A 17,119-nucleotide genomic window follows, 5' to 3' on the forward strand; every position below is an offset into this window, starting at 1 on the left:
AAATTTTATTAAAAATATTGTGAAAATGTTTTGACACTTTAGTAAAGTTGTTGTATACTTTAATTATTGTATACCATCTTGGTGTATCTTTTGTTTTTAACTAATAAAGTATCTAATACTTTAATTATCTTTAATCTTAAAAGGAGGAAAATATGTCAAATATGTACAAGACAACTGCTGAACATGAAGCCCTACGTAAGGCTATCAGAGAATTTGCAGAAGCAGAAATCAAGCCATTATCTTTTGGACTTGATCAAAACAATGAATTCCCAGAAGAAATCATTAAGAAGATTGGCGAAAACGGTTGGATGGGACTTCCATACCCTGAAGAAGAAGGTGGAGCAGGTAAGGATGTTATTTCTTATGCTATCGCTGTAGAAGAACTTTCAAGAGTAGACGCTGGTGTTGGTGTTGTATTATCAGCTCACACTTCACTAGGATCTTATCCAATCCAAGCTTTTGGTACTAAAGAACAAAAGGAAAAATATTTAAAACCTCTTGCTCAAGGTAAAAAACTTGGTGCTTTTGGACTTACTGAACCTAACGCTGGTTCTGATGCAGGTGGTACAGAAACTACTGCTGTTCTTGATGGAGATTACTACATCTTAAATGGTAACAAGATTTTCATCACTAATGCTCCAGCTGCTGACACTTATGTAGTTTATGCAGTTACTACACCAGGAATCGGTACTCACGGAATTTCTGCTTTCATAGTAGAAAAAGGATGGGAAGGATTCACTTTTGGAGATCACTATGACAAATTAGGTATTAGATCTTCAACTACTGCTGAGCTTCAATTTAACAATGTTAAGGTTCCAAAGGAAAACTTACTTGGTAAAGAAGGTCAAGGATTTAGAATTGCAATGCAAACACTTGACGGTGGTAGAATTGGTATCGCATCACAAGCACTAGGTATTGCACAAGGTGCTTATGAAGCTGCACTTGCTTATGCAAAAGAAAGAGTTCAATTTGGTAGACCAATTGCTCAACAACAAGCAGTTGCATTCAAGATTGCAGATATGGCTACTAAAATCAGAGCTGCAAGACTTATGGTTTATTCAGCTGCTGAAATGAAACAAAATCACGAAAACTACTCAATGGAAGCTGCAATGGCAAAAACAGTTGCATCTGAAGTTGCTATGTGGGTTGTTAACGAAGCTCTTCAAATCCACGGTGGTAATGGATACCTAAAGGGCATGGACGTAGAAAGATTCTTCAGAGATGCTAAGATCACAACAATCTATGAAGGTACTTCTGAAATCCAAAGAGTTGTAGTTGCAAGTCACCTTATTGGTAAAGCTCCAAAGAAAAAAGGTAGAGCTGCTGCATTAGATAAAAAAGCTGGCCCTATCACTGGAGATAGAAAAAGAGAAATTATAAAAGCAGACACAGCTGAGGAAGCTGTTGATATACTAGTTAAAAACCTTAAGAAAGATGGATATGACTTCTCTGTAGGTATTGATATTGATACTCCTGTTTACGACGCTGAAAGAGTTGTTTCAGTAGGTAAGGGAATCGGTGGAGAAGAAAACATGGATATGGCTAGAGAGCTTGCTCACGCAGCAGGTGCAGCACTTGGTTCTTCAAGACCAGTTGCAGAAACTCTAAAACTTGTTCCACTTGAAAGATACGTTGGTATGTCAGGACAAAAATTCAATGGTAACCTATATATCGCATGTGGTATTTCAGGAGCCAGCCAACACTTAAAGGGTATTAAAAATGCATCAACAATTGTTGCAATCAACAAAAATGCAGGTGCTCCAATCTTTAAGAACTGTGACTACGGTATAGTTGGAGATATGTTCGAAATTATGCCACTTCTTGCTGAAGCATTAGGAACTGGCGAAAAAGAACCAGCACCTCCAATGAAAAAAGTTAGAAGATCTAAACCTAGAAAATTAGCTCCTAACTACAAAGTTATGGTATGTCCAGGCTGTGGATACGAATACGATCCAAACTACGGAGATCCAGAAGGCGAAATCGATCCAGGTACAGATTTTGATAAGCTACCAGACGATTGGACATGTCCAGAATGTCAAGAAGAAAAGCAAAACTTTATTGAAGCTGATTTCCCAGCAGATAGAAAATAAAGGAGGATATAATGTATACAGTTAGAAAAGTCACAGATGATCTTTACTATGTTGGTGGAAATGATCATAGACTAGAATTATTTGAAAATATATTCCCTATACCAGAAGGAGTAACATATAATTCATATTTACTAAAAGACGAAAAAAATGTACTATTTGATACAGTTGACTGGTCAATTGTAAAAGATTATTTAGAAAATATAACTGAAGTTCTTGATGGAGAAGACCTAGATTACCTAGTAATTCATCACTTAGAACCAGACCACGCTGCAGCTATTGACGAAATCATCTTAAGATATCCAGATGTAAAAGTTATAGCAAGTGAACAAGGATTTGAATTCATGCGTCAATACGGATTCCACGTACCTGACGAACAATCAATCATTGTTGCTGAAGGAGACACAATTTCCTTTGGTAAACACGAATTCGTATTCTTAGAAGCACCAATGGTTCACTGGCCAGAAGTACTTGTATCTTTTGATACAACTGACGGAGTACTATTTGCAGCTGACGCTTTCGGTACTTTCGGTACACTAGACGGAAAACTATTTGCTGACGAAGTTAACTTCGAAAGAGATTACCTTGACCCAGCAAGAAGATATTTAACAAATATCGTTGGTAAATACGGTCCATTTGTACAAGACGTTCTTAAAAAAGCAGCAACTGTAGATATTAAATATATCTGTCCACTTCACGGACCAGTTTGGAGAGAAAACCTTGGATGGTTCATCGACAAATACGACAAATGGTCAAGATACGAACCAGAAGAAGAGGGCGTAATGATTGTTTACGCATCAATGTATGGCAACACAGAACGTGCTGCACAAGCTCTTGCATCAAGACTTTGTGACAAGGGAATGACAAATGTAGTAGTTCACGACGTAAGTAACACTCACATGTCTTACCTAATTGCAGACACATTTAAATACTCTCACATTGTAATTGCATCAGTAACTTACAACCTAGGTATTTATCCTGTAATGAAAAACTTCTTAATGGACCTAGAAGCTCTTAACGTTCAAAATAGAACTGTTGGTATCATCGAAAATGGTACTTGGGCTTGTACAGTTGGCGATAAGATTGAAGAATACATTGACGAAAATCTTAAGATGTTCGACGTACTTCCAGAAAGAGTTACACTTAACTCATCTCTTAACAAGGCTAACGAAAACGACATGGAAGCTCTTGCAGATTCTATTATCGAATCAATGGCTAAGATTAGAGAAGTTAAGGCAAAATCAGCTAGTCAAGAATAAGCTTGCGAAAAGATTTGTTTTAAAAATATAAAAAGAGGCTATATCACTAGATATAGCTTCTTTTTTTGTGAAAATTTTTAAAGTCTTAAATAAAAATTGGGGAAAATGTAGAAATTAAGAAAGAAAAATTAAATAAGTAAAATAAGAGATAAATAAAGAACTTTAAAAGTTAAAAACAAAAAGTTAAGAAAAAAGAAAATAAAAAAATCAGCCAAGGCTGAATACTCACTTCTTCCCATAAAATTTATCCTCAAAATAAAGAGGAGAAATTTGGCCCAAGTATTCAAACTGGCTGATAAAATTATTTTCTGAACTTGTAAGTTTTTTAAAAACAAAATAATGGTCCCTATCATCGGCAGAATTTTTAGAATTTAGAAGAAAATAAGGATGACCTGTGGAAATCATGTGGAGAAGAAGGTCATCAGTCAAAAAAATTAAGGGAACACTAATATTTGAAAACTTATAAAAAGTCTCCTCAAAATTTTTGTAGTTAATAGAAAAATAATCAAATTGAAGAGAATTCTTTTCTAAATCTTTCATAATTCCTCTGCAAGAACAATTTTAATAATATCCTCAAAATTAATATTTAGAGGATTATCTCCACTTAAATAAATACTCCCCTCATAAATATCCTTAATCCTGCCAAGATAAGGGTCTTGTCTCAACCTAGTAAAAACCAAAACCTCAAGATTATTTACATAAACCTGACTAATCAAAAGTACAATCTCCTCATTAGACATTTGAGAAGAAAAATCTATGGTATCTCCCATGTGAGATAGGGCAGAAGTGTGCTCAGAGATAAAAAATCCCATCCACTTTGCCATCCCCCTGTCCATATATTCTCTAGCAGACTTAAAGGGCAAATAAGACCTATCAACCATACAAACACCTCCAAAATTATTTCAAACCATCCATGCCACCACAGTGGCCGCCAATTAGATTACTCCTTTCAATTACCCTAGAACCTTCCATAAGAGAAGTGGCCCTTTGAAGAGAAGTGAAGCCAAACCTGTCCCTGATTTCATCAATTGTCCTGTCAAGACTTTCTTCCCTCTCAATGGCCTTAACATCATCAAAAAAATCAAAAACAGTAGAAGACTGGTCCACCAAATTATCATAAGACACTCCGAGATTTCTCACGTCACCGCCATCATACTTTTCCCTAAAAAGTTTAATAACCTCATCTTGTAAGACCCTGGTGGATTGGCTGGGTCTAATAGTCCTTCTTGCGTGGATGGACTTTTTATTCTCTGAGTGAGAGAAGCCAACATAAATGGCAACCACAGAAGCCTTCTTCCTAGTACGTCTTATCCTAACAGCCACTTGCTCAGCAATCTCTGACAAGACAATCTCAATTTCATCTTGGGACTTGTAATCACGAGGGAGGACCTGGGAGTTGCCAAGGCCTTTGGACTTAGACTTGTAGGGCCTTGTGACCTTTGACTCATCAACACCATTGGCATGAAACCAAAGTTGAAGACCAATAACTCCAAAGACCTTTTTTAAGACATCAGAATCATAATTTGCAAGATCTCGAACAGTGTAAATTGACATAGTATTGAGCCTTCTCTTGAGCCTAGACCCAATCCCCCAAAAGTCGCTTAAATCATCAATGGCCCAGACCTTGGACTCCACATCTTCATAGGACCAGTTGGCGCGCATGGTCCTAGTCTTCTTGGCCTCATTATCAAGAGCAAGCTTGGCAAGAAGGGGGTTGGCATTGCTCATGCCTACAGTAGAATAAAGACCAGCTCTTTCCCAAATATCCCTTTGAATCATAGAAGAAACAAGGTCCAACTTGTCATGCCTTGAAATACTTTTGTTAGGCACAAAATAATTTAAAGAATTAGTAAGATCAATAAAACCCTCATCAATAGAATAGGGAAGGATGTCCTCTCTGGGAGCATAATTTTGGAAAATTTTTTGGATTTTTAAATTTTCTTCAATATAAAGAGCCATCCTTGGCGGGACAATAAGAGTATTTTTTGCCCACTTTTCAATAAAATCAACATAAGACTTAGTGATCTCAATATTTTGTCTCCTGGCCTTTTCAAAACTAAACTTCCTAGTTTCCACGTCAAAGGGAAGCTCACTTGACCTTCCAACATTACTATTGCCATAGACACGTTTAAAGGTAGGAGAACTTGCAAGAATGAGGCCCTTAGAATTGCTAGACCTACTCATAACACAAAGGCAAGTAGTGAGAGGGTCCAAGTTCCTCTTGACACACTCAACACTGGCATAAAAAGACTTGATGTCCACAAAAGCAATATCAGATTTAGGTTCCAAAGAATAATCAATAAAAGTCATAAGCCACCTCGAGAAAAATCAAAGTAAATAAAAATGAATTTTAAAATAAATACATATTTAAACAGTAGTTCCAATTAAGTACATTTTAGAACATTTGACCTAAAAACACAAGTTCATAAAAATTATAAAGTCCTAGAAATTTATAAGACTATAAAAGTTAATGAAGTAGTAGAAATTAATGAAGTTATAAGAAATCATAAAGTCATAAAAATTTATGAACTTGTAAAAGCTAATAATTAAAAAAATACAAATCAAAATAGATTTGTGATAGGAAACAAATAAAAATTTATTTTGATTAGGAATAGAAATTATAATTTTATTAACATTCATGTGTTAAACTAGAATTATTAACAAATATAAAAACTGGAGGAGCTAATGAAGGGCGATGGTATCCAATTATTTTCTTATCTGGAAGGACCTAGTCATAGGTATATTATTCCTGTTTATCAAAGAAGATACGATTGGAAGATTGAAAACTGCAAACAACTTTATAATGATTTATTAAGACTAAGTAGGACGAAAGAAGGCAACCACTTTTTTGGAAGTATTGTATCTGATGTTGTAGGCGCTGGTTCTACTACTGAATATCACATTATTGATGGTCAACAGAGACTAACAACTGTTACTCTTCTTCTCCTGGCTATTGCCAAGCTAGTGGAAAAGGGTGAAGTTGAATCGAAAGAAACGGACTTAAATGATCAAATAATGGAAAGGTTCATTATTTCCAAGTGGGCCAAGGAAGGTGACAGGATAAAACTTATTCCTGTAAAGAGAGACAGGAAAGCACTCCATTCTTTAATTTTTGATGAAGAGGATGAGTATATTGAAAACTCTAACTTAACTATTAATTATAAGTATTTTTATGAAAGGTTAAAGAAGGACGCTCATCACATAGATGAAATTTATTCTGCGATTTTAAGACTTCAAGTTATCTCTATTACTTTGGAAAAGGGTGATGACGCTCAACTTATTTTTGAAAGTTTAAACTCTACTGGTCTCGCTCTTAGTGAAGGTGACAAGATAAGAAACTTTATTCTGATGAATTTACCTCTAGATGAGCAAAATAAATACTTTGAAAAATATTGGATAAAGATTGAGGACTTGACTAACAAAAAAATCGATAATTTTGTTAGAAATTATTTAAGTATAAAGACTTCTTCTGCCCCAACTATGGCTAAAGTTTATTTCGAGTTTAAAGAATATGTTAATAGGCACAATGATTCTTTGGAAGAATTACTTGAAGATATGTTAAGGTACTCTAAGTTTTATAAGAAGCTACTTGATGGAGAAAGTGGTTTTAATAACAAAGACTTAGATGCATCCATGTTTAATTTAAAGAAAATGGAAATTACTGTAACAGAACCCTTCCTAATGGAAGTTTTTAGCTTATATGACGATGAAAAATTAAGTCTTGATGATTTAATTGGAATCTATAAAACAATTGAAGCTTATTTATTTAGGAGAAATATTTGTAGTGTTGGAACTAATGCTTTAAATAAAATTTTCTTGAATTTAAACAAGGATATTATAAGGTATGATGGGTCTACAGATAATTATGTAGACAAATTAAAATATAACTTAATTAATAAGAGAGATTCTGGAAGGTTCCCTAAGGATGAAGAATTTTATGAGAACTTAAACAATAAAGAAATCTACTTGATGCGTGGCAGGTTTAAAAACTATTTATTTAATAAGATTGAAAACTATAATACTATTGAGACTAAGGATATTTATAATCACCTAGATGATGGGACTTACAGCATTGAACACATTATGCCGCAAAAATTAAATGATGATTGGTTTGAAGAGTTGGGTGACAATGCTGAAGAAATTCACGAAAGATGGATTCACAAGCTGGGCAATTTAACTATTACGGGCTACAACTCCGATATGGGAAACTCTTCTTTTAAGAAAAAGCGAGATGAAAAACGTGGCTTCAAAAAGAGTGGAATTAGGATGAATCAAGACTTGGCCCTATTAGACTCTTGGGGTGAAGATGAAATAGAAAAGAGGCACAGAGACCTTCTTGATCTTTCTGTTTATGAAATCTGGAAGTATCCTAGCACAGACTTTGAATTACAAAGAGAAGATGTGGAATATATTTCTTTAGCTGATGATGATTACGACCTTAAGGGAAAGAAGATTCTAAAGATTAATTTTAGGGGAGAAGAGTCATCTTTTAAGAATTGGGTTGATGCCTTTACTTTTATAATAAAAACTCTACATGAGGAAGATAAGTCTCAATTAATTAATTTAGTTAGAGAAGAACCAAGGGATGTATTAGGGCTTAATTTCTTTACAAGTTCTAATGACTTGCGAAGTTTTGAAAAAATAGATGAGGATATTTTTGTTTCTACAAATAATGATACAAATACAAAAATTAGGATATTAAGTAAACTATTTGAATTATATGATGAAGATCCTGATAATTTAATTTTTTATTTTGAAGACTCAGATAATTTTGATAGGACTCCAGAAAATATTAAGGAAGAATATTGGTATTATGCTATTCCTATAATTAAAGAAGCGAATATTGATAATGGTACTTTTGTGAATGTCACTAGATCAAAGAGTTCATGGATCGCAGGAACTACTGGGATTAGTGGATTTTATATTTCTTGTTATTATTATATGAAATCTGCTAAAGTTTTGATGACATTAAATAAGCCTGACAAGGAAGTAAATAAGGCAGCTTTCGATTATCTATATAAAAATAAAGAAAACATTGAAAACAATTTAGGTTTAAAACTTTATTGGAATAGGTTAGATGATAACAAGATGTCAACTATTGATGTGGCAATAGAAAATATAAACTCAAGGGATAAGTCTAACTGGGAGAAAATTGCAAAATTCCACGCTGAAATGAGTGATGCTTTTTATAAGGAGTTTGTTCCAAGACTTAGAGATTTTAAAAATGAATATGACAAATAAAGGATAAAGAAACTCGGGCGTGGCTCGAGTTTTTTGTGTTATAATCTACTAAAATAAAAGCTGGAGGTTGCTTACATGAAAAGGCAATTTAATTTTAAAAAATTTTTTACAGGTCTTGGCATTGTTTGTGCTATATTTTTATTATTTTTCTATATTGCTTTTTTTGGTAATCCTATTTCTAGGCTTCTTGCAGATAGGGCTGCTGATAAATATATTGAGACCCATTATAAGGATTTGGACTTAATTCGTGACAGGGCTCATTATAATTTTAAGGACGGCTACTATATTGTCAGACTCCGTGATAAAAATAGTGAAGACACTAAGTTTTATTTTGGCTTTGATTCTTTTGGAAAGATAAAGGCAGATACTTACGACTCTATTTTATTCAACACAGCTATAAGACTTTCTGATGAATTAAATGCTTATGGAAAAAGTCTTGAGAAAAAATATAATTTCCCTTACGAAATTTCTTTGACTACAGTTAATGATAATATTGAAGAAAAACTCATTTTAGACCAAGAATTTGATTTTAATAATTTTAAAGAAGATGTCCTTGCGCAGGCTTTTGGATATTCTAAAAATCCAAACCTTGAAGAGGGATTAGATATTCTTTATGATTTGCAAAAAATTATGGACGAGACTTCTTTGAAGGTTACTAAATACTCTCTTATTTTAATTCCAGAGGAAAATAAAAAGCCTGATGGAGAAGCTGAGTCCTGGGCAGGCTCTATTAGCGTCAGTGATGTTCCTCAAGAAGTCGTGAGAAATAAGGATATAAAAGAATTTAAAAATATTTATGAAAAGTCAATAAGTGAAACTAAGGATTAAGAAAAACTCTCATTCTAGGATTTCCATTTTAGGATTTTCTAGGATGAGAGTTTCTTTTTTGCCTTTATAAGAAAATAATTTTATATTTTTTTATAGACTTCTCTTGTGAAGTCTGTTTTTATTTTTCCAGATTTTATATTATACAAGTCACTTGCCAAAATTTCTTTATCTAGCATCTCTTTTGTGATTCCAGTTGATTTGTCGTAAAAGGATTTAAAGGAATAAATTTTATTTTTATTTTTTGATTTTTTAAAAATTTCAATGCCTCTTTCGTCGCAAGCAAGGACTCTTGTGTAAGGATCTTTTAAAGAATTTTTTATCAAGTCTTTTTTTATGTCTAAGAGGATTTCTATAATTAATCTCTTTATCCTAGACCTGCTGTGTCTTTTGGAGTGGACTTTTTCTATGAGGTCGTGAAAATTTTCTGCATCAAGATTTTCTAGGATCCTATTTTCAAGTCCTTCTTCATAATCAAAGTAGTCTTTAAAATTTATTTCTTCTGTTATCATTTTATACTTGAAGATGTCAAAGTAATTTTCTAATTTATTTTCTACCACTAAGTCATAGGCTGGCAAGAAGCCTGAGACATCTTCTCCTTCATAGGCTAGCCTTCTTATGTGTGATGCCGATGCAAAGCCATCAAGGGAAAAGTCATCGTCATGATTTACATTTTTTCTCTTTATTGAGTGAGGCTCTATAGATGAATTTAATTTTGTAATACTCTTTAGGTATTCAAGGCCTAAGATGTTGTTAGGTCTTTTTAAAATTTCTTTTTCTTTATCACTCAAGAAGTCCATGGCAAGTTCACGAGATTTTATAAAGGACTTGCCTTCTGACAAGTATTTTTTCATCTTCTCTTCATCAAAGTTCTTGTCAATTTTTTCTTGGATACTTCTTAAGACTTCAAGCTCATCTTCGCTGCCAAAGTAAAGTCTATCAACTATATCCATGGAGTTTAATATATTCACTGCACCTAGTGAGAAAATCTCTGCATTAGATGTTGCATAGGGGAGGGGGAGCTCCAAGACAAGACTTACTCCATTATCAATAGCGACTCTTGCTCTTTCATATTTATTAATAATTGCAGGCTCGCCCCTTTGGACAAAGCTTCCTGACATTATGACCACAATGAAGTCTGTGTAATCTTCTTTTATTTTATTTATTTGATAGGCGTGCCCCTTGTGAAAGGGATTGTACTCGGCTATTATAGAAGCAATTTTCATATTTTAAATCTCCAATTATTGACTAATGGCTACAACTGTTATAAACTAATTATTAGTTATTATACTATATTTAATAAATTTAAAAAACTGAGGAGGAAATATGAAGATATTAGTTATTAATTGCGGATCATCTTCCCTTAAATATCAACTTATTAACATGGAAACTGAAGATGTGATGGCAAAGGGTTTAGTTGAAAGAATCGGAATCGAAGGTTCAAGAATTAAACACGAAACAATTGGCAAGGAAAAGAAAACTATTGAAACTCCAATGCAAGACCACAAGAGAGCTCTTGAACTTGTAATGGAATCCCTAACAAATGAAGAATACGGTGCAATCAAGTCACTTGATGAAATTGATGCTGTAGGTCACAGAGTTGTACACGGTGGCGAAGATTTCGCTAAGTCTGTTGTTATCGACGAAAAAGTATTAAAGGGAATTGAAGATAATGTTGAAATAGCTCCTCTTCACAACCCACCTAACATTATGGGAATCAAGGCTTGTCAAAGACTTCTTCCTGATGTTAAACAAGTTGCAGTATTTGATACAGCTTTCCACCAAACTATGCCAGAAGAAAGCTACATCTATGCACTTCCATATGAATATTACGAAAAATATAAAATTAGAAGATTTGGCTTCCACGGAACTTCTCACAAATACATCACTAACAAGGCAGCAGAAATGCTTGGCAAGGATGTAAATGAAGTTAACCTGATTACTTGTCATCTTGGTAATGGTTCAAGTATCTGTGCAGTTGAAAATGGTAAATCTATTGATACATCAATGGGCTTCACACCACTTGAAGGACTTGCAATGGGTACAAGATGTGGTGACTTAGACCCAGCTATTCTTCCATTTATCATGGATAAAGAAAATCTTTCTACAGAAGAAATCAACACTCTAATTAACAAAAAATCAGGTGTACTAGGAATTTCTGGTGTATCAAGTGACTTCAGAGACATTGAAGAAGCAAGAGACCAAGGAAACAAGAGAGCAAAACTTGCACTTGATATCTTTGAAAAGAGAGTTCGTGGCTACGTTGGTTCTTACATGACAGAACTTGATCACGTTGATGCTATTGTATTTACAGCAGGTGTTGGTGAAAACTCTATTGAAATGAGAGAATCAATTTGTGCTGGACTAAAATCACTAGGTATCAAACTTGATCCTGAAAGAAACAATGTAAGAGGAGAAGATAAACTTATTTCTTCTGACGATTCTGCTATCAAAGTTTTCGTTATTCCAACTAACGAAGAGCTAATGATTGCAAGAGATACAAAGGAACTTGTTTAAGTTTAATTTTCAATATAGTATTGACAGACTAAATATTAAAAGTTATAATGATTTGTATGTATTTTTGAGGTGAGTAAATGAAATTAGATCTTAGTACTTTTTTGTCGTCTGATGAAATCAGATTAGACTTTGAGGGTATTCTAGAGGAAAATGACACAGATTTGAATTTAGAGGATCTCAATCTCATCTATCCCGTAGAGTACAATGGATATATTCATGATTTGACAGGGGAGTTAGAACTTTGTCTAGATATTTCCTACAAATTTAAGGCTAAGTGTGACAGATGTCTCAAAGAATTTGTAAAAGAAAAAGAGACTAGTTACCTTGCTTATAATTTTAAAGATCCAAGTCTATATGATGAAGATTCTGTAGATGAGTACTTTAAAATTAAAAATGATTCCATAGATCTTTCAGAAATAATTTTTTCACAGATAATTACTTCCATCAATGGAAAGAATTTATGTAGCGAAGATTGCAAGGGATTGTGCCCACATTGTGGCAAGAACTTAAATGATGGCCCTTGTGATTGTGTGGAAGAAGTTGAAGAAGATATTGTGGACCCAAGATTTGGGAAGTTATTAGATTTATTTAAAGATGAGGAGGTGTAGAAATGGCCGTACCTAAGAGAAAAACTTCAAAACAAAGAAAAAACACGAGAAGAGCATCTTCTTACAGATTAAATAAAGCAACAGTAGTTGAATGTCCTAACTGCCATGAAATGAAATTACCTCATAGAGTTTGTCCTTCTTGTGGACACTATGCAGGCAAAGAAATTGTTGCAGAAGCAGAATAATAGAGTGAGACTTAGGTCTCACTTTTTTTATTGGTTTTTATTTTATGGAATTATATAATTATATAAAAATTTAGAGAGGCCTCATGACCTCTCTTTTCTTTTAATTATCAAATTTTTTTAACAAACCTAGAATCCTTCCAAGTAAGTAAAGTTTTATAAATTCCAGGCCTAGATTTAATATTAGATGGGTTCCAATTCTTGTGACTTCTGTATATTTTTCCATAAGCTCACCTCTTATTACTTATTTCTTTTAGCTTCTTATAAATCAAAATAAGAAAAATTATTTCTACAATGCTTGTTATGTAGTTTGGTTGTAAAAAGGTTAAAAATTTTATTGTTTGTGGACTCATAAGTTCCTCCTTTAGTCTTCTAAAGTTATCTTTATTTATTCTTTACCCTTCTATCAAAAAAATAAAAATTTACATAAAATAAGTGTGATAAAAGTCACATTATTTTTTGGGTGAAGATGTTAAAATAATAATTAGAAAAGAGGGATAAAAGATGAGTTTATTTTTAGGATACATCCATTACTTGATGTACGATAAAGTTTTATTTCAAGAAGAATTACTAGAAAGTTTGTTGGAACTATTAGATGATGATAAAAAAATAAAATTAATTGAAGAACTTAATAGAGACTTTCCAATAGAACGAGGAGACTTAAAGGATATTATTGACGAAAGTAATATTCATGGCTGGCTCGATGAAAGGGTAAGAAGAAGTGAGAATAGGCTTGCAAAGACTGTAGCATTTTTACTAAGGGACTTCGACATAGAAGAATTAAAAAATAAATTTAATGAACTTGGTAAGACTTACGAAGTAGGAGAAAGTCCTGAAGAAGCCTTTAATTTTATAACTTCAAAATTTTTAGACGGTATGCCTTGCGACCATTCTCTAATGATAATTAAAAATGAAGAAGATGAATTTGTTTTTAAAATTGCTAGAGACCTTCACAAAGATATTTGGGAAAATTATGTAAATCCAGATTATTATTGGGGCCTAAGAGATGCTTTTATCTCTGGAAGTTTGGAAAATTCTGGATTAAAATATGAAAAGATAGATGAAACTTATGTAATTAGGAAGTGATTTCATGGAAACTTTAAAGTATACAATTAATTATTTGGAAGATGAGCACGAAGAAATTCTTGTCTTCTGTAATAAGATGGAAGAAAAGTGCTTGGAAATCCTCAATGGAAAGCTAGATATAGATTTTTTTAGGAAGGCTATAAGCTTTATAAGACTTTATGCCGATGGACTTCATCACAAAAAAGAAGAAGATATTTTATTTAAGGCAATGCTGGATAATCTTGGACCTCTTGCAGAAAAAGTAGTCCGTGGTGGTATGCTTGTGGAACATCAAATGGCAAGGGGATATGTAATGGAGCTTGAAAATAATTTGAATTTATTTGAAGAGTCTTCTGATAATCTTGCTAAGCTCCACATCTTAACCAATGCCATGGCTTACGTTGAGCTCTTAAGAAGTCACGCAGAAAAGGAAAACAAAACTGTTTATCCCTTTGCGGATAAAAATCTCTCAGAAGATGTAAAAGAAGAAGTGGCAAGGGAAATGGAAAAAAGAGTTAAGGAAGAAGAAAAAAATCTGGAAGATAAAAGGAATTTAATGAAGTCCTTAGGTATTTAATTTTAAACTTTGGATTTATCATTAATCAAAAAAAATTCACTTTCATCTATTATCAAAAAGATTACAAATTGATTACAATGAACCTGGCTACAAGACTTTTGCCAGGTTTTTTGTTATTATAAATCCTCGAGGTGAAAAAATGAAAAAAATATTTATATTAATGATAATCTTAATTGCAGCACCTTTTTCTGTTTTTGCAGGAAAGGAAGTAGCAATGCCTTTGAATGTTTCTGCAATTAAGGATAAGGAAGTTTATAATTTTGAAATTAAAAATGCCAAGGCTAACGACTTAATAGAAATTGAAGTTAAGAGCGAGGGAAATGAATCCAAGGGATTAGTAAAGAAAAATGTAATCTCAAAAAATAAGAAAAACTTCGTTACTATTAGCCAAAAGGAACTAGACTCAATAGTTGGACCATCAAGTGGTTATGCCTTTAAGCTAAGATTTGTAAACAAGGACAAGTCTTCAGGATTTTCAAATGAACTTCACCTAGGCAAGGCTCCTGTTTTTAGAAATTACAGCAACTGGGCTTACAATGACCTAGCAAGGGCTGAGAATTTAAAACTTTTCTCTCAAGGAGTTGCAGCCAACACTAGGGCAAAGGTAACTAGGGAAGAATTTGCAGAAGTTGCAGTTAAGGCTTACAAGATTAAGTACAAGAGATCTTCTCAAGGATCAGTTAAGCACTTTAAGGACACAGATAACAAGTATGTAAACATGGCCTATGACCTTGGAATTATGAATGGTAAGGGCGACGGAACTTTTTCTCCTAAGGCTCACATGACTAGGGAAGACTATGCTGTAGTTATTGCAAATATTTTTGAATTAAAGAACAATAAAAATGTCAGCATGAAGGACAGCAAAAAAGTTTCAAACTATGCTAAAGAGTCTGTGAACAAGGCACTTAATGCAAAATATTTAAACTTAGATGAAAAGAAAAACTTTAATCCAAAGAAAGAGATGACAAGGGAAGAAGTAATTTCTTCTATAGTACGTCATATTTAATGAAAATTTTACAAAAAGTTTATTTTAATTATAAAATCAAATAATTTATGTTATAATACTTCCAGGTGAGATAATGAAAAAAGTAATTTTTGACATTAGTCCGCTTGGAAGTTTTCAATTTTCTTGTGAGACTTACATAATTTATTACAGGGAAAAATATGGACAAGATATTTTTTTCTACACTAGAAAAGATGGAAAATATTTTAAAGTAGAGGATAGTGAAGAGTTAAGGAATTTAAAGAATAGGGTTATAGTCCACAGAGACCTAGGTCCTGTTGTTGAAATGATTCCTCACGACCTAGACACAAGAGTCTTGCCTCTAGATGAAGAGTTGGAAGAAGATGAAATCCTAATTAGCATTGTTGAGAGATTGGGAGAGGGAGCAAGCTGGAAAAACTCTAACATAAGAGTTGTTGAAGTTTAAAATTAATTGCAGAGAAAAAGAGATTCAATTAAGAATCTCTTATTTTTTTACAAATTTTTATTTTTTAAAATTTTCTGGGAATTCCACAAGAATTTTTTCAATTCTATTTTTTGTCTTTTTAACAATTGTAAACTTTAAGTCGTCAATTTCAATGACTTCATTAAACTTTGGGAAACGGTCAAGCTTTTCAATTATATATCCACCAAGGGAATCAAACTCTTGGCACTCAAGTTCTGTTCCAAAGATTTGATTTACCTCATCGATATTTATCGATGCTTCAATAATATATTTATTGGGACCAACTTGAAGGATCTCTTCGTCTTCTTCTGTGTCATACTCGTCAGAAATTTGTCCCACGATTTTCTCGAAGATATCTTCAAAGGTAATCATGCCTTCAGTACCACCATATTCATCTGTAACTATGGCGACAGATAATTTATTTTGCCTCATTTCAGAGAAAAGTGTTCCTGTAGGCTTGTACTCAAAGGTGAAGAAGGGCTTCTTAAAGAAGGATTTATTTTCTGCCAGGGACTTTGTCTTGTCCATGTGGAAGATGTCCTTTACATTTAAGATACCCACAATGTTGTCCAGATTGTCTTCGTAGACTGGCATTCTTGAATAAGAATATTCAGAAATTTTTTCTATAATCTCCTCAAAGCTTTCTTCAATGTCTATGGCCACTATGTCTGTTCTTGGAGTCATAATGTCTTTTGCGTAGTTGTCCTTAAAGTCAATTACATTTTGAATCATCCTAGACTCGTTCTTATTTATAATCCCTTCTTCCATGCCAAGGTCCATGGCATCGATAAGGTCTTCTTCTGTAATTATTGGTGCCTTATAGTCCTTGTCTTTTATTGCAATTTTTATTATAGATTGGGACAAGAAGTTTATTAGCATTGAAAGAGGCCTCAAGAATATAATTAAAAAATTTAAAAACTTTGCATACTTTGGAACAATTATTTCGTAATTTTTCTTGCCCAAGTTTCGAGGCAGGCTTTCTCCAAAGATAATTATGGCTATTGTAGAAATTATTATTCCCAAGACAAGACCCCAAATTCCAAAAAGTTTGTAAAAGAATAAAGAAGTAAAGATAATTGATAGTGAATTGGAAAAATAGTCCAGGATCAAGGTTGTGGAATAAATATTTTCTTTTTTCACAAGTTTTTTAATCACAGAAATATTTTTTACTTCTAGGTCTTCAAGTCTTGATAATTTTACTGACCCAAGGGCCAGGTAGGCATTTTCTATTAGGGTAAACAAATAGGAAAAATATATTGCCACAAGGGCTAAGATTAGGTATATGTAATAATCCATAAAATTCAACTCCA

18 protein-coding genes are annotated in these 17,119 nt (G+C 33.2%); 11 read left to right on the top strand and 7 right to left on the bottom strand.

All coding sequences use genetic code 11. From position 1 onward, the window contains the following. Positions 1 to 152 precede the first annotated feature (152 nt). Positions 153 to 2,090 carry an acyl-CoA dehydrogenase family protein gene (locus tag DRZ96_RS06925; protein WP_112890097.1) on the top strand — a complete coding sequence of 646 codons (1,938 nt, stop codon included), beginning with the start codon at positions 153 to 155 and terminating at the stop codon, positions 2,088 to 2,090. An 11-nt stretch (positions 2,091 to 2,101) separates the two neighbouring features. Continuing rightward, positions 2,102 to 3,346: an FprA family A-type flavoprotein gene (locus DRZ96_RS06930; RefSeq protein WP_112890098.1), complete on the top strand. Its 1,245-nt coding sequence runs from the start codon at positions 2,102 to 2,104 to the stop codon at positions 3,344 to 3,346. Between the two features lie 225 nt (positions 3,347 to 3,571). Here the strand turns inward: DRZ96_RS06930 and DRZ96_RS06935 are convergent, their stop codons facing one another. The 3 genes from DRZ96_RS06935 to DRZ96_RS12320 are packed head-to-tail and all read right to left on the bottom strand — an operon-like array spanning position 3,572 to position 5,656. Continuing rightward, positions 3,572 to 3,886 (bottom strand): DUF5960 family protein, encoded by a 315-nt coding sequence (locus DRZ96_RS06935; RefSeq protein WP_112890099.1) that lies wholly within the window; start codon positions 3,884 to 3,886, stop codon positions 3,572 to 3,574. Next, the gene (locus DRZ96_RS06940; RefSeq protein WP_112890100.1) at positions 3,883 to 4,227 is read right to left on the bottom strand and encodes a hypothetical protein; all 345 of its coding nucleotides are present in this window, start codon (positions 4,225 to 4,227) and stop codon (positions 3,883 to 3,885) included. Before DRZ96_RS06940 ends, DRZ96_RS06935 begins: the two co-directional genes overlap by 4 nt. A 16-nt stretch (positions 4,228 to 4,243) precedes the next feature. Beyond that, positions 4,244 to 5,656 (bottom strand): Y-family DNA polymerase, encoded by a 1,413-nt coding sequence (locus DRZ96_RS12320; protein WP_112890101.1) that lies wholly within the window; start codon positions 5,654 to 5,656, stop codon positions 4,244 to 4,246. A 375-nt stretch (positions 5,657 to 6,031) separates the two neighbouring features. Here DRZ96_RS12320 and DRZ96_RS06950 point away from each other — a divergent pair, with 375 nt between their 5' ends. Then, positions 6,032 to 8,587, top strand: a complete 2,556-nt coding sequence (locus DRZ96_RS06950) for a DUF4268 domain-containing protein (RefSeq protein ID WP_070700926.1) — start codon at positions 6,032 to 6,034, stop codon at positions 8,585 to 8,587. Positions 8,588 to 8,662: 75 nt separating this feature from the next. After that, a complete protein-coding gene (locus tag DRZ96_RS06955; RefSeq protein WP_112890102.1) occupies positions 8,663 to 9,415 on the top strand; it encodes a YfjL-like protein in 753 nt (250 codons plus the stop codon). 80 nt (positions 9,416 to 9,495) lie between these two features. On the opposite strand, the gene DRZ96_RS06960 is transcribed toward DRZ96_RS06955, so the two are convergent. Continuing rightward, a complete protein-coding gene (locus DRZ96_RS06960; RefSeq protein ID WP_112890103.1) occupies positions 9,496 to 10,638 on the bottom strand; it encodes a nucleotidyltransferase in 1,143 nt (380 codons plus the stop codon). A 100-nt stretch (positions 10,639 to 10,738) separates the two neighbouring features. Here DRZ96_RS06960 and DRZ96_RS06965 point away from each other — a divergent pair, with 100 nt between their 5' ends. The 3 genes from DRZ96_RS06965 to rpmF all read left to right on the top strand — a co-directional run bounded on the left by DRZ96_RS06965 (position 10,739) and on the right by rpmF (position 12,722). Next, complete coding sequence (locus tag DRZ96_RS06965; RefSeq protein WP_070700934.1) at positions 10,739 to 11,929, top strand: acetate/propionate family kinase; 1,191 nt, start codon at positions 10,739 to 10,741, stop codon at positions 11,927 to 11,929. Between the two features lie 77 nt (positions 11,930 to 12,006). Next, positions 12,007 to 12,537 (top strand): YceD family protein, encoded by a 531-nt coding sequence (locus tag DRZ96_RS06970; RefSeq protein WP_112890104.1) that lies wholly within the window; start codon positions 12,007 to 12,009, stop codon positions 12,535 to 12,537. A gap of 2 nt (positions 12,538 to 12,539) precedes the next feature. Then, positions 12,540 to 12,722 carry a 50S ribosomal protein L32 gene (rpmF, locus tag DRZ96_RS06975; protein ID WP_112890105.1) on the top strand — a complete coding sequence of 61 codons (183 nt, stop codon included), beginning with the start codon at positions 12,540 to 12,542 and terminating at the stop codon, positions 12,720 to 12,722. Between the two features lie 100 nt (positions 12,723 to 12,822). On the opposite strand, the gene DRZ96_RS11735 is transcribed toward rpmF, so the two are convergent. Both DRZ96_RS11735 and DRZ96_RS11740 read right to left on the bottom strand, forming a co-directional pair. After that, positions 12,823 to 12,945 carry a hypothetical protein gene (locus DRZ96_RS11735; protein ID WP_256584819.1) on the bottom strand — a complete coding sequence of 41 codons (123 nt, stop codon included), beginning with the start codon at positions 12,943 to 12,945 and terminating at the stop codon, positions 12,823 to 12,825. Between the two features lie 4 nt (positions 12,946 to 12,949). Continuing rightward, entirely contained in the window at positions 12,950 to 13,072 is a 123-nt protein-coding gene (locus tag DRZ96_RS11740; protein WP_256373652.1) for a hypothetical protein, read from the bottom strand. Positions 13,073 to 13,223: 151 nt separating this feature from the next. On the opposite strand from DRZ96_RS11740, the gene DRZ96_RS06980 reads away from it, so the two are divergent. The 4 genes from DRZ96_RS06980 (at position 13,224) to DRZ96_RS06995 (ending at position 15,791) form a co-directional block, all read left to right on the top strand. Beyond that, the gene (locus DRZ96_RS06980) at positions 13,224 to 13,805 is read left to right on the top strand and encodes a hypothetical protein (protein WP_112890106.1); all 582 of its coding nucleotides are present in this window, start codon (positions 13,224 to 13,226) and stop codon (positions 13,803 to 13,805) included. A 4-nt stretch (positions 13,806 to 13,809) separates the two neighbouring features. Beyond that, on the top strand, positions 13,810 to 14,361 hold the full coding sequence (locus tag DRZ96_RS06985) for a hemerythrin domain-containing protein (protein ID WP_112890107.1): 552 nt from the start codon (positions 13,810 to 13,812) through the stop codon (positions 14,359 to 14,361). A 139-nt stretch (positions 14,362 to 14,500) separates the two neighbouring features. After that, on the top strand, positions 14,501 to 15,367 hold the full coding sequence (locus DRZ96_RS06990) for an S-layer homology domain-containing protein (RefSeq protein ID WP_112890108.1): 867 nt from the start codon (positions 14,501 to 14,503) through the stop codon (positions 15,365 to 15,367). 73 nt (positions 15,368 to 15,440) lie between these two features. Continuing rightward, a complete protein-coding gene (locus DRZ96_RS06995; RefSeq protein ID WP_070700944.1) occupies positions 15,441 to 15,791 on the top strand; it encodes a hypothetical protein in 351 nt (116 codons plus the stop codon). A gap of 57 nt (positions 15,792 to 15,848) precedes the next feature. Here DRZ96_RS06995 and DRZ96_RS07000 read toward each other — a convergent pair whose 3' ends face one another. Further along, on the bottom strand, positions 15,849 to 17,105 hold the full coding sequence (locus DRZ96_RS07000) for a hemolysin family protein (protein ID WP_112890109.1): 1,257 nt from the start codon (positions 17,103 to 17,105) through the stop codon (positions 15,849 to 15,851). Between the last annotated feature and the right edge of the window lie 14 nt (positions 17,106 to 17,119).

This window comes from Peptoniphilus harei (assembly GCF_900454685.1).
Taxonomy (GTDB): Bacteria; Bacillota; Clostridia; order Tissierellales; family Peptoniphilaceae; genus Peptoniphilus_A; species Peptoniphilus_A harei.

Excerpts from the sequence above, each read along its gene's own strand:
- DRZ96_RS07000 (WP_112890109.1), bottom strand. The coding sequence starts at position 17,105 with ATGGATTATTACATATACCTAATCTTAGCCCTTGTGGCAATATATTTT.
- DRZ96_RS12320 (WP_112890101.1), bottom strand. The coding sequence starts at position 5,656 with ATGACTTTTATTGATTATTCTTTGGAACCTAAATCTGATATTGCTTTT.
- DRZ96_RS06935 (WP_112890099.1), bottom strand. The coding sequence starts at position 3,886 with ATGAAAGATTTAGAAAAGAATTCTCTTCAATTTGATTATTTTTCTATT.
- DRZ96_RS06995 (WP_070700944.1), top strand. The coding sequence starts at position 15,441 with ATGAAAAAAGTAATTTTTGACATTAGTCCGCTTGGAAGTTTTCAATTT.
- DRZ96_RS06925 (WP_112890097.1), top strand. The coding sequence starts at position 153 with ATGTCAAATATGTACAAGACAACTGCTGAACATGAAGCCCTACGTAAG.
- DRZ96_RS06955 (WP_112890102.1), top strand. The coding sequence starts at position 8,663 with ATGAAAAGGCAATTTAATTTTAAAAAATTTTTTACAGGTCTTGGCATT.
- DRZ96_RS06940 (WP_112890100.1), bottom strand. The coding sequence starts at position 4,227 with ATGGTTGATAGGTCTTATTTGCCCTTTAAGTCTGCTAGAGAATATATG.
- DRZ96_RS06985 (WP_112890107.1), top strand. The coding sequence starts at position 13,810 with ATGGAAACTTTAAAGTATACAATTAATTATTTGGAAGATGAGCACGAA.
- DRZ96_RS06950 (WP_070700926.1), top strand. The coding sequence starts at position 6,032 with ATGAAGGGCGATGGTATCCAATTATTTTCTTATCTGGAAGGACCTAGT.
- DRZ96_RS11740 (WP_256373652.1), bottom strand. The coding sequence starts at position 13,072 with ATGAGTCCACAAACAATAAAATTTTTAACCTTTTTACAACCAAACTAC.
- DRZ96_RS06930 (WP_112890098.1), top strand. The coding sequence starts at position 2,102 with ATGTATACAGTTAGAAAAGTCACAGATGATCTTTACTATGTTGGTGGA.
- DRZ96_RS06970 (WP_112890104.1), top strand. The coding sequence starts at position 12,007 with ATGAAATTAGATCTTAGTACTTTTTTGTCGTCTGATGAAATCAGATTA.
- rpmF (WP_112890105.1), top strand. The coding sequence starts at position 12,540 with ATGGCCGTACCTAAGAGAAAAACTTCAAAACAAAGAAAAAACACGAGA.
- DRZ96_RS11735 (WP_256584819.1), bottom strand. The coding sequence starts at position 12,945 with ATGGAAAAATATACAGAAGTCACAAGAATTGGAACCCATCTAATATTA.
- DRZ96_RS06960 (WP_112890103.1), bottom strand. The coding sequence starts at position 10,638 with ATGAAAATTGCTTCTATAATAGCCGAGTACAATCCCTTTCACAAGGGG.
- DRZ96_RS06980 (WP_112890106.1), top strand. The coding sequence starts at position 13,224 with ATGAGTTTATTTTTAGGATACATCCATTACTTGATGTACGATAAAGTT.
- DRZ96_RS06965 (WP_070700934.1), top strand. The coding sequence starts at position 10,739 with ATGAAGATATTAGTTATTAATTGCGGATCATCTTCCCTTAAATATCAA.
- DRZ96_RS06990 (WP_112890108.1), top strand. The coding sequence starts at position 14,501 with ATGAAAAAAATATTTATATTAATGATAATCTTAATTGCAGCACCTTTT.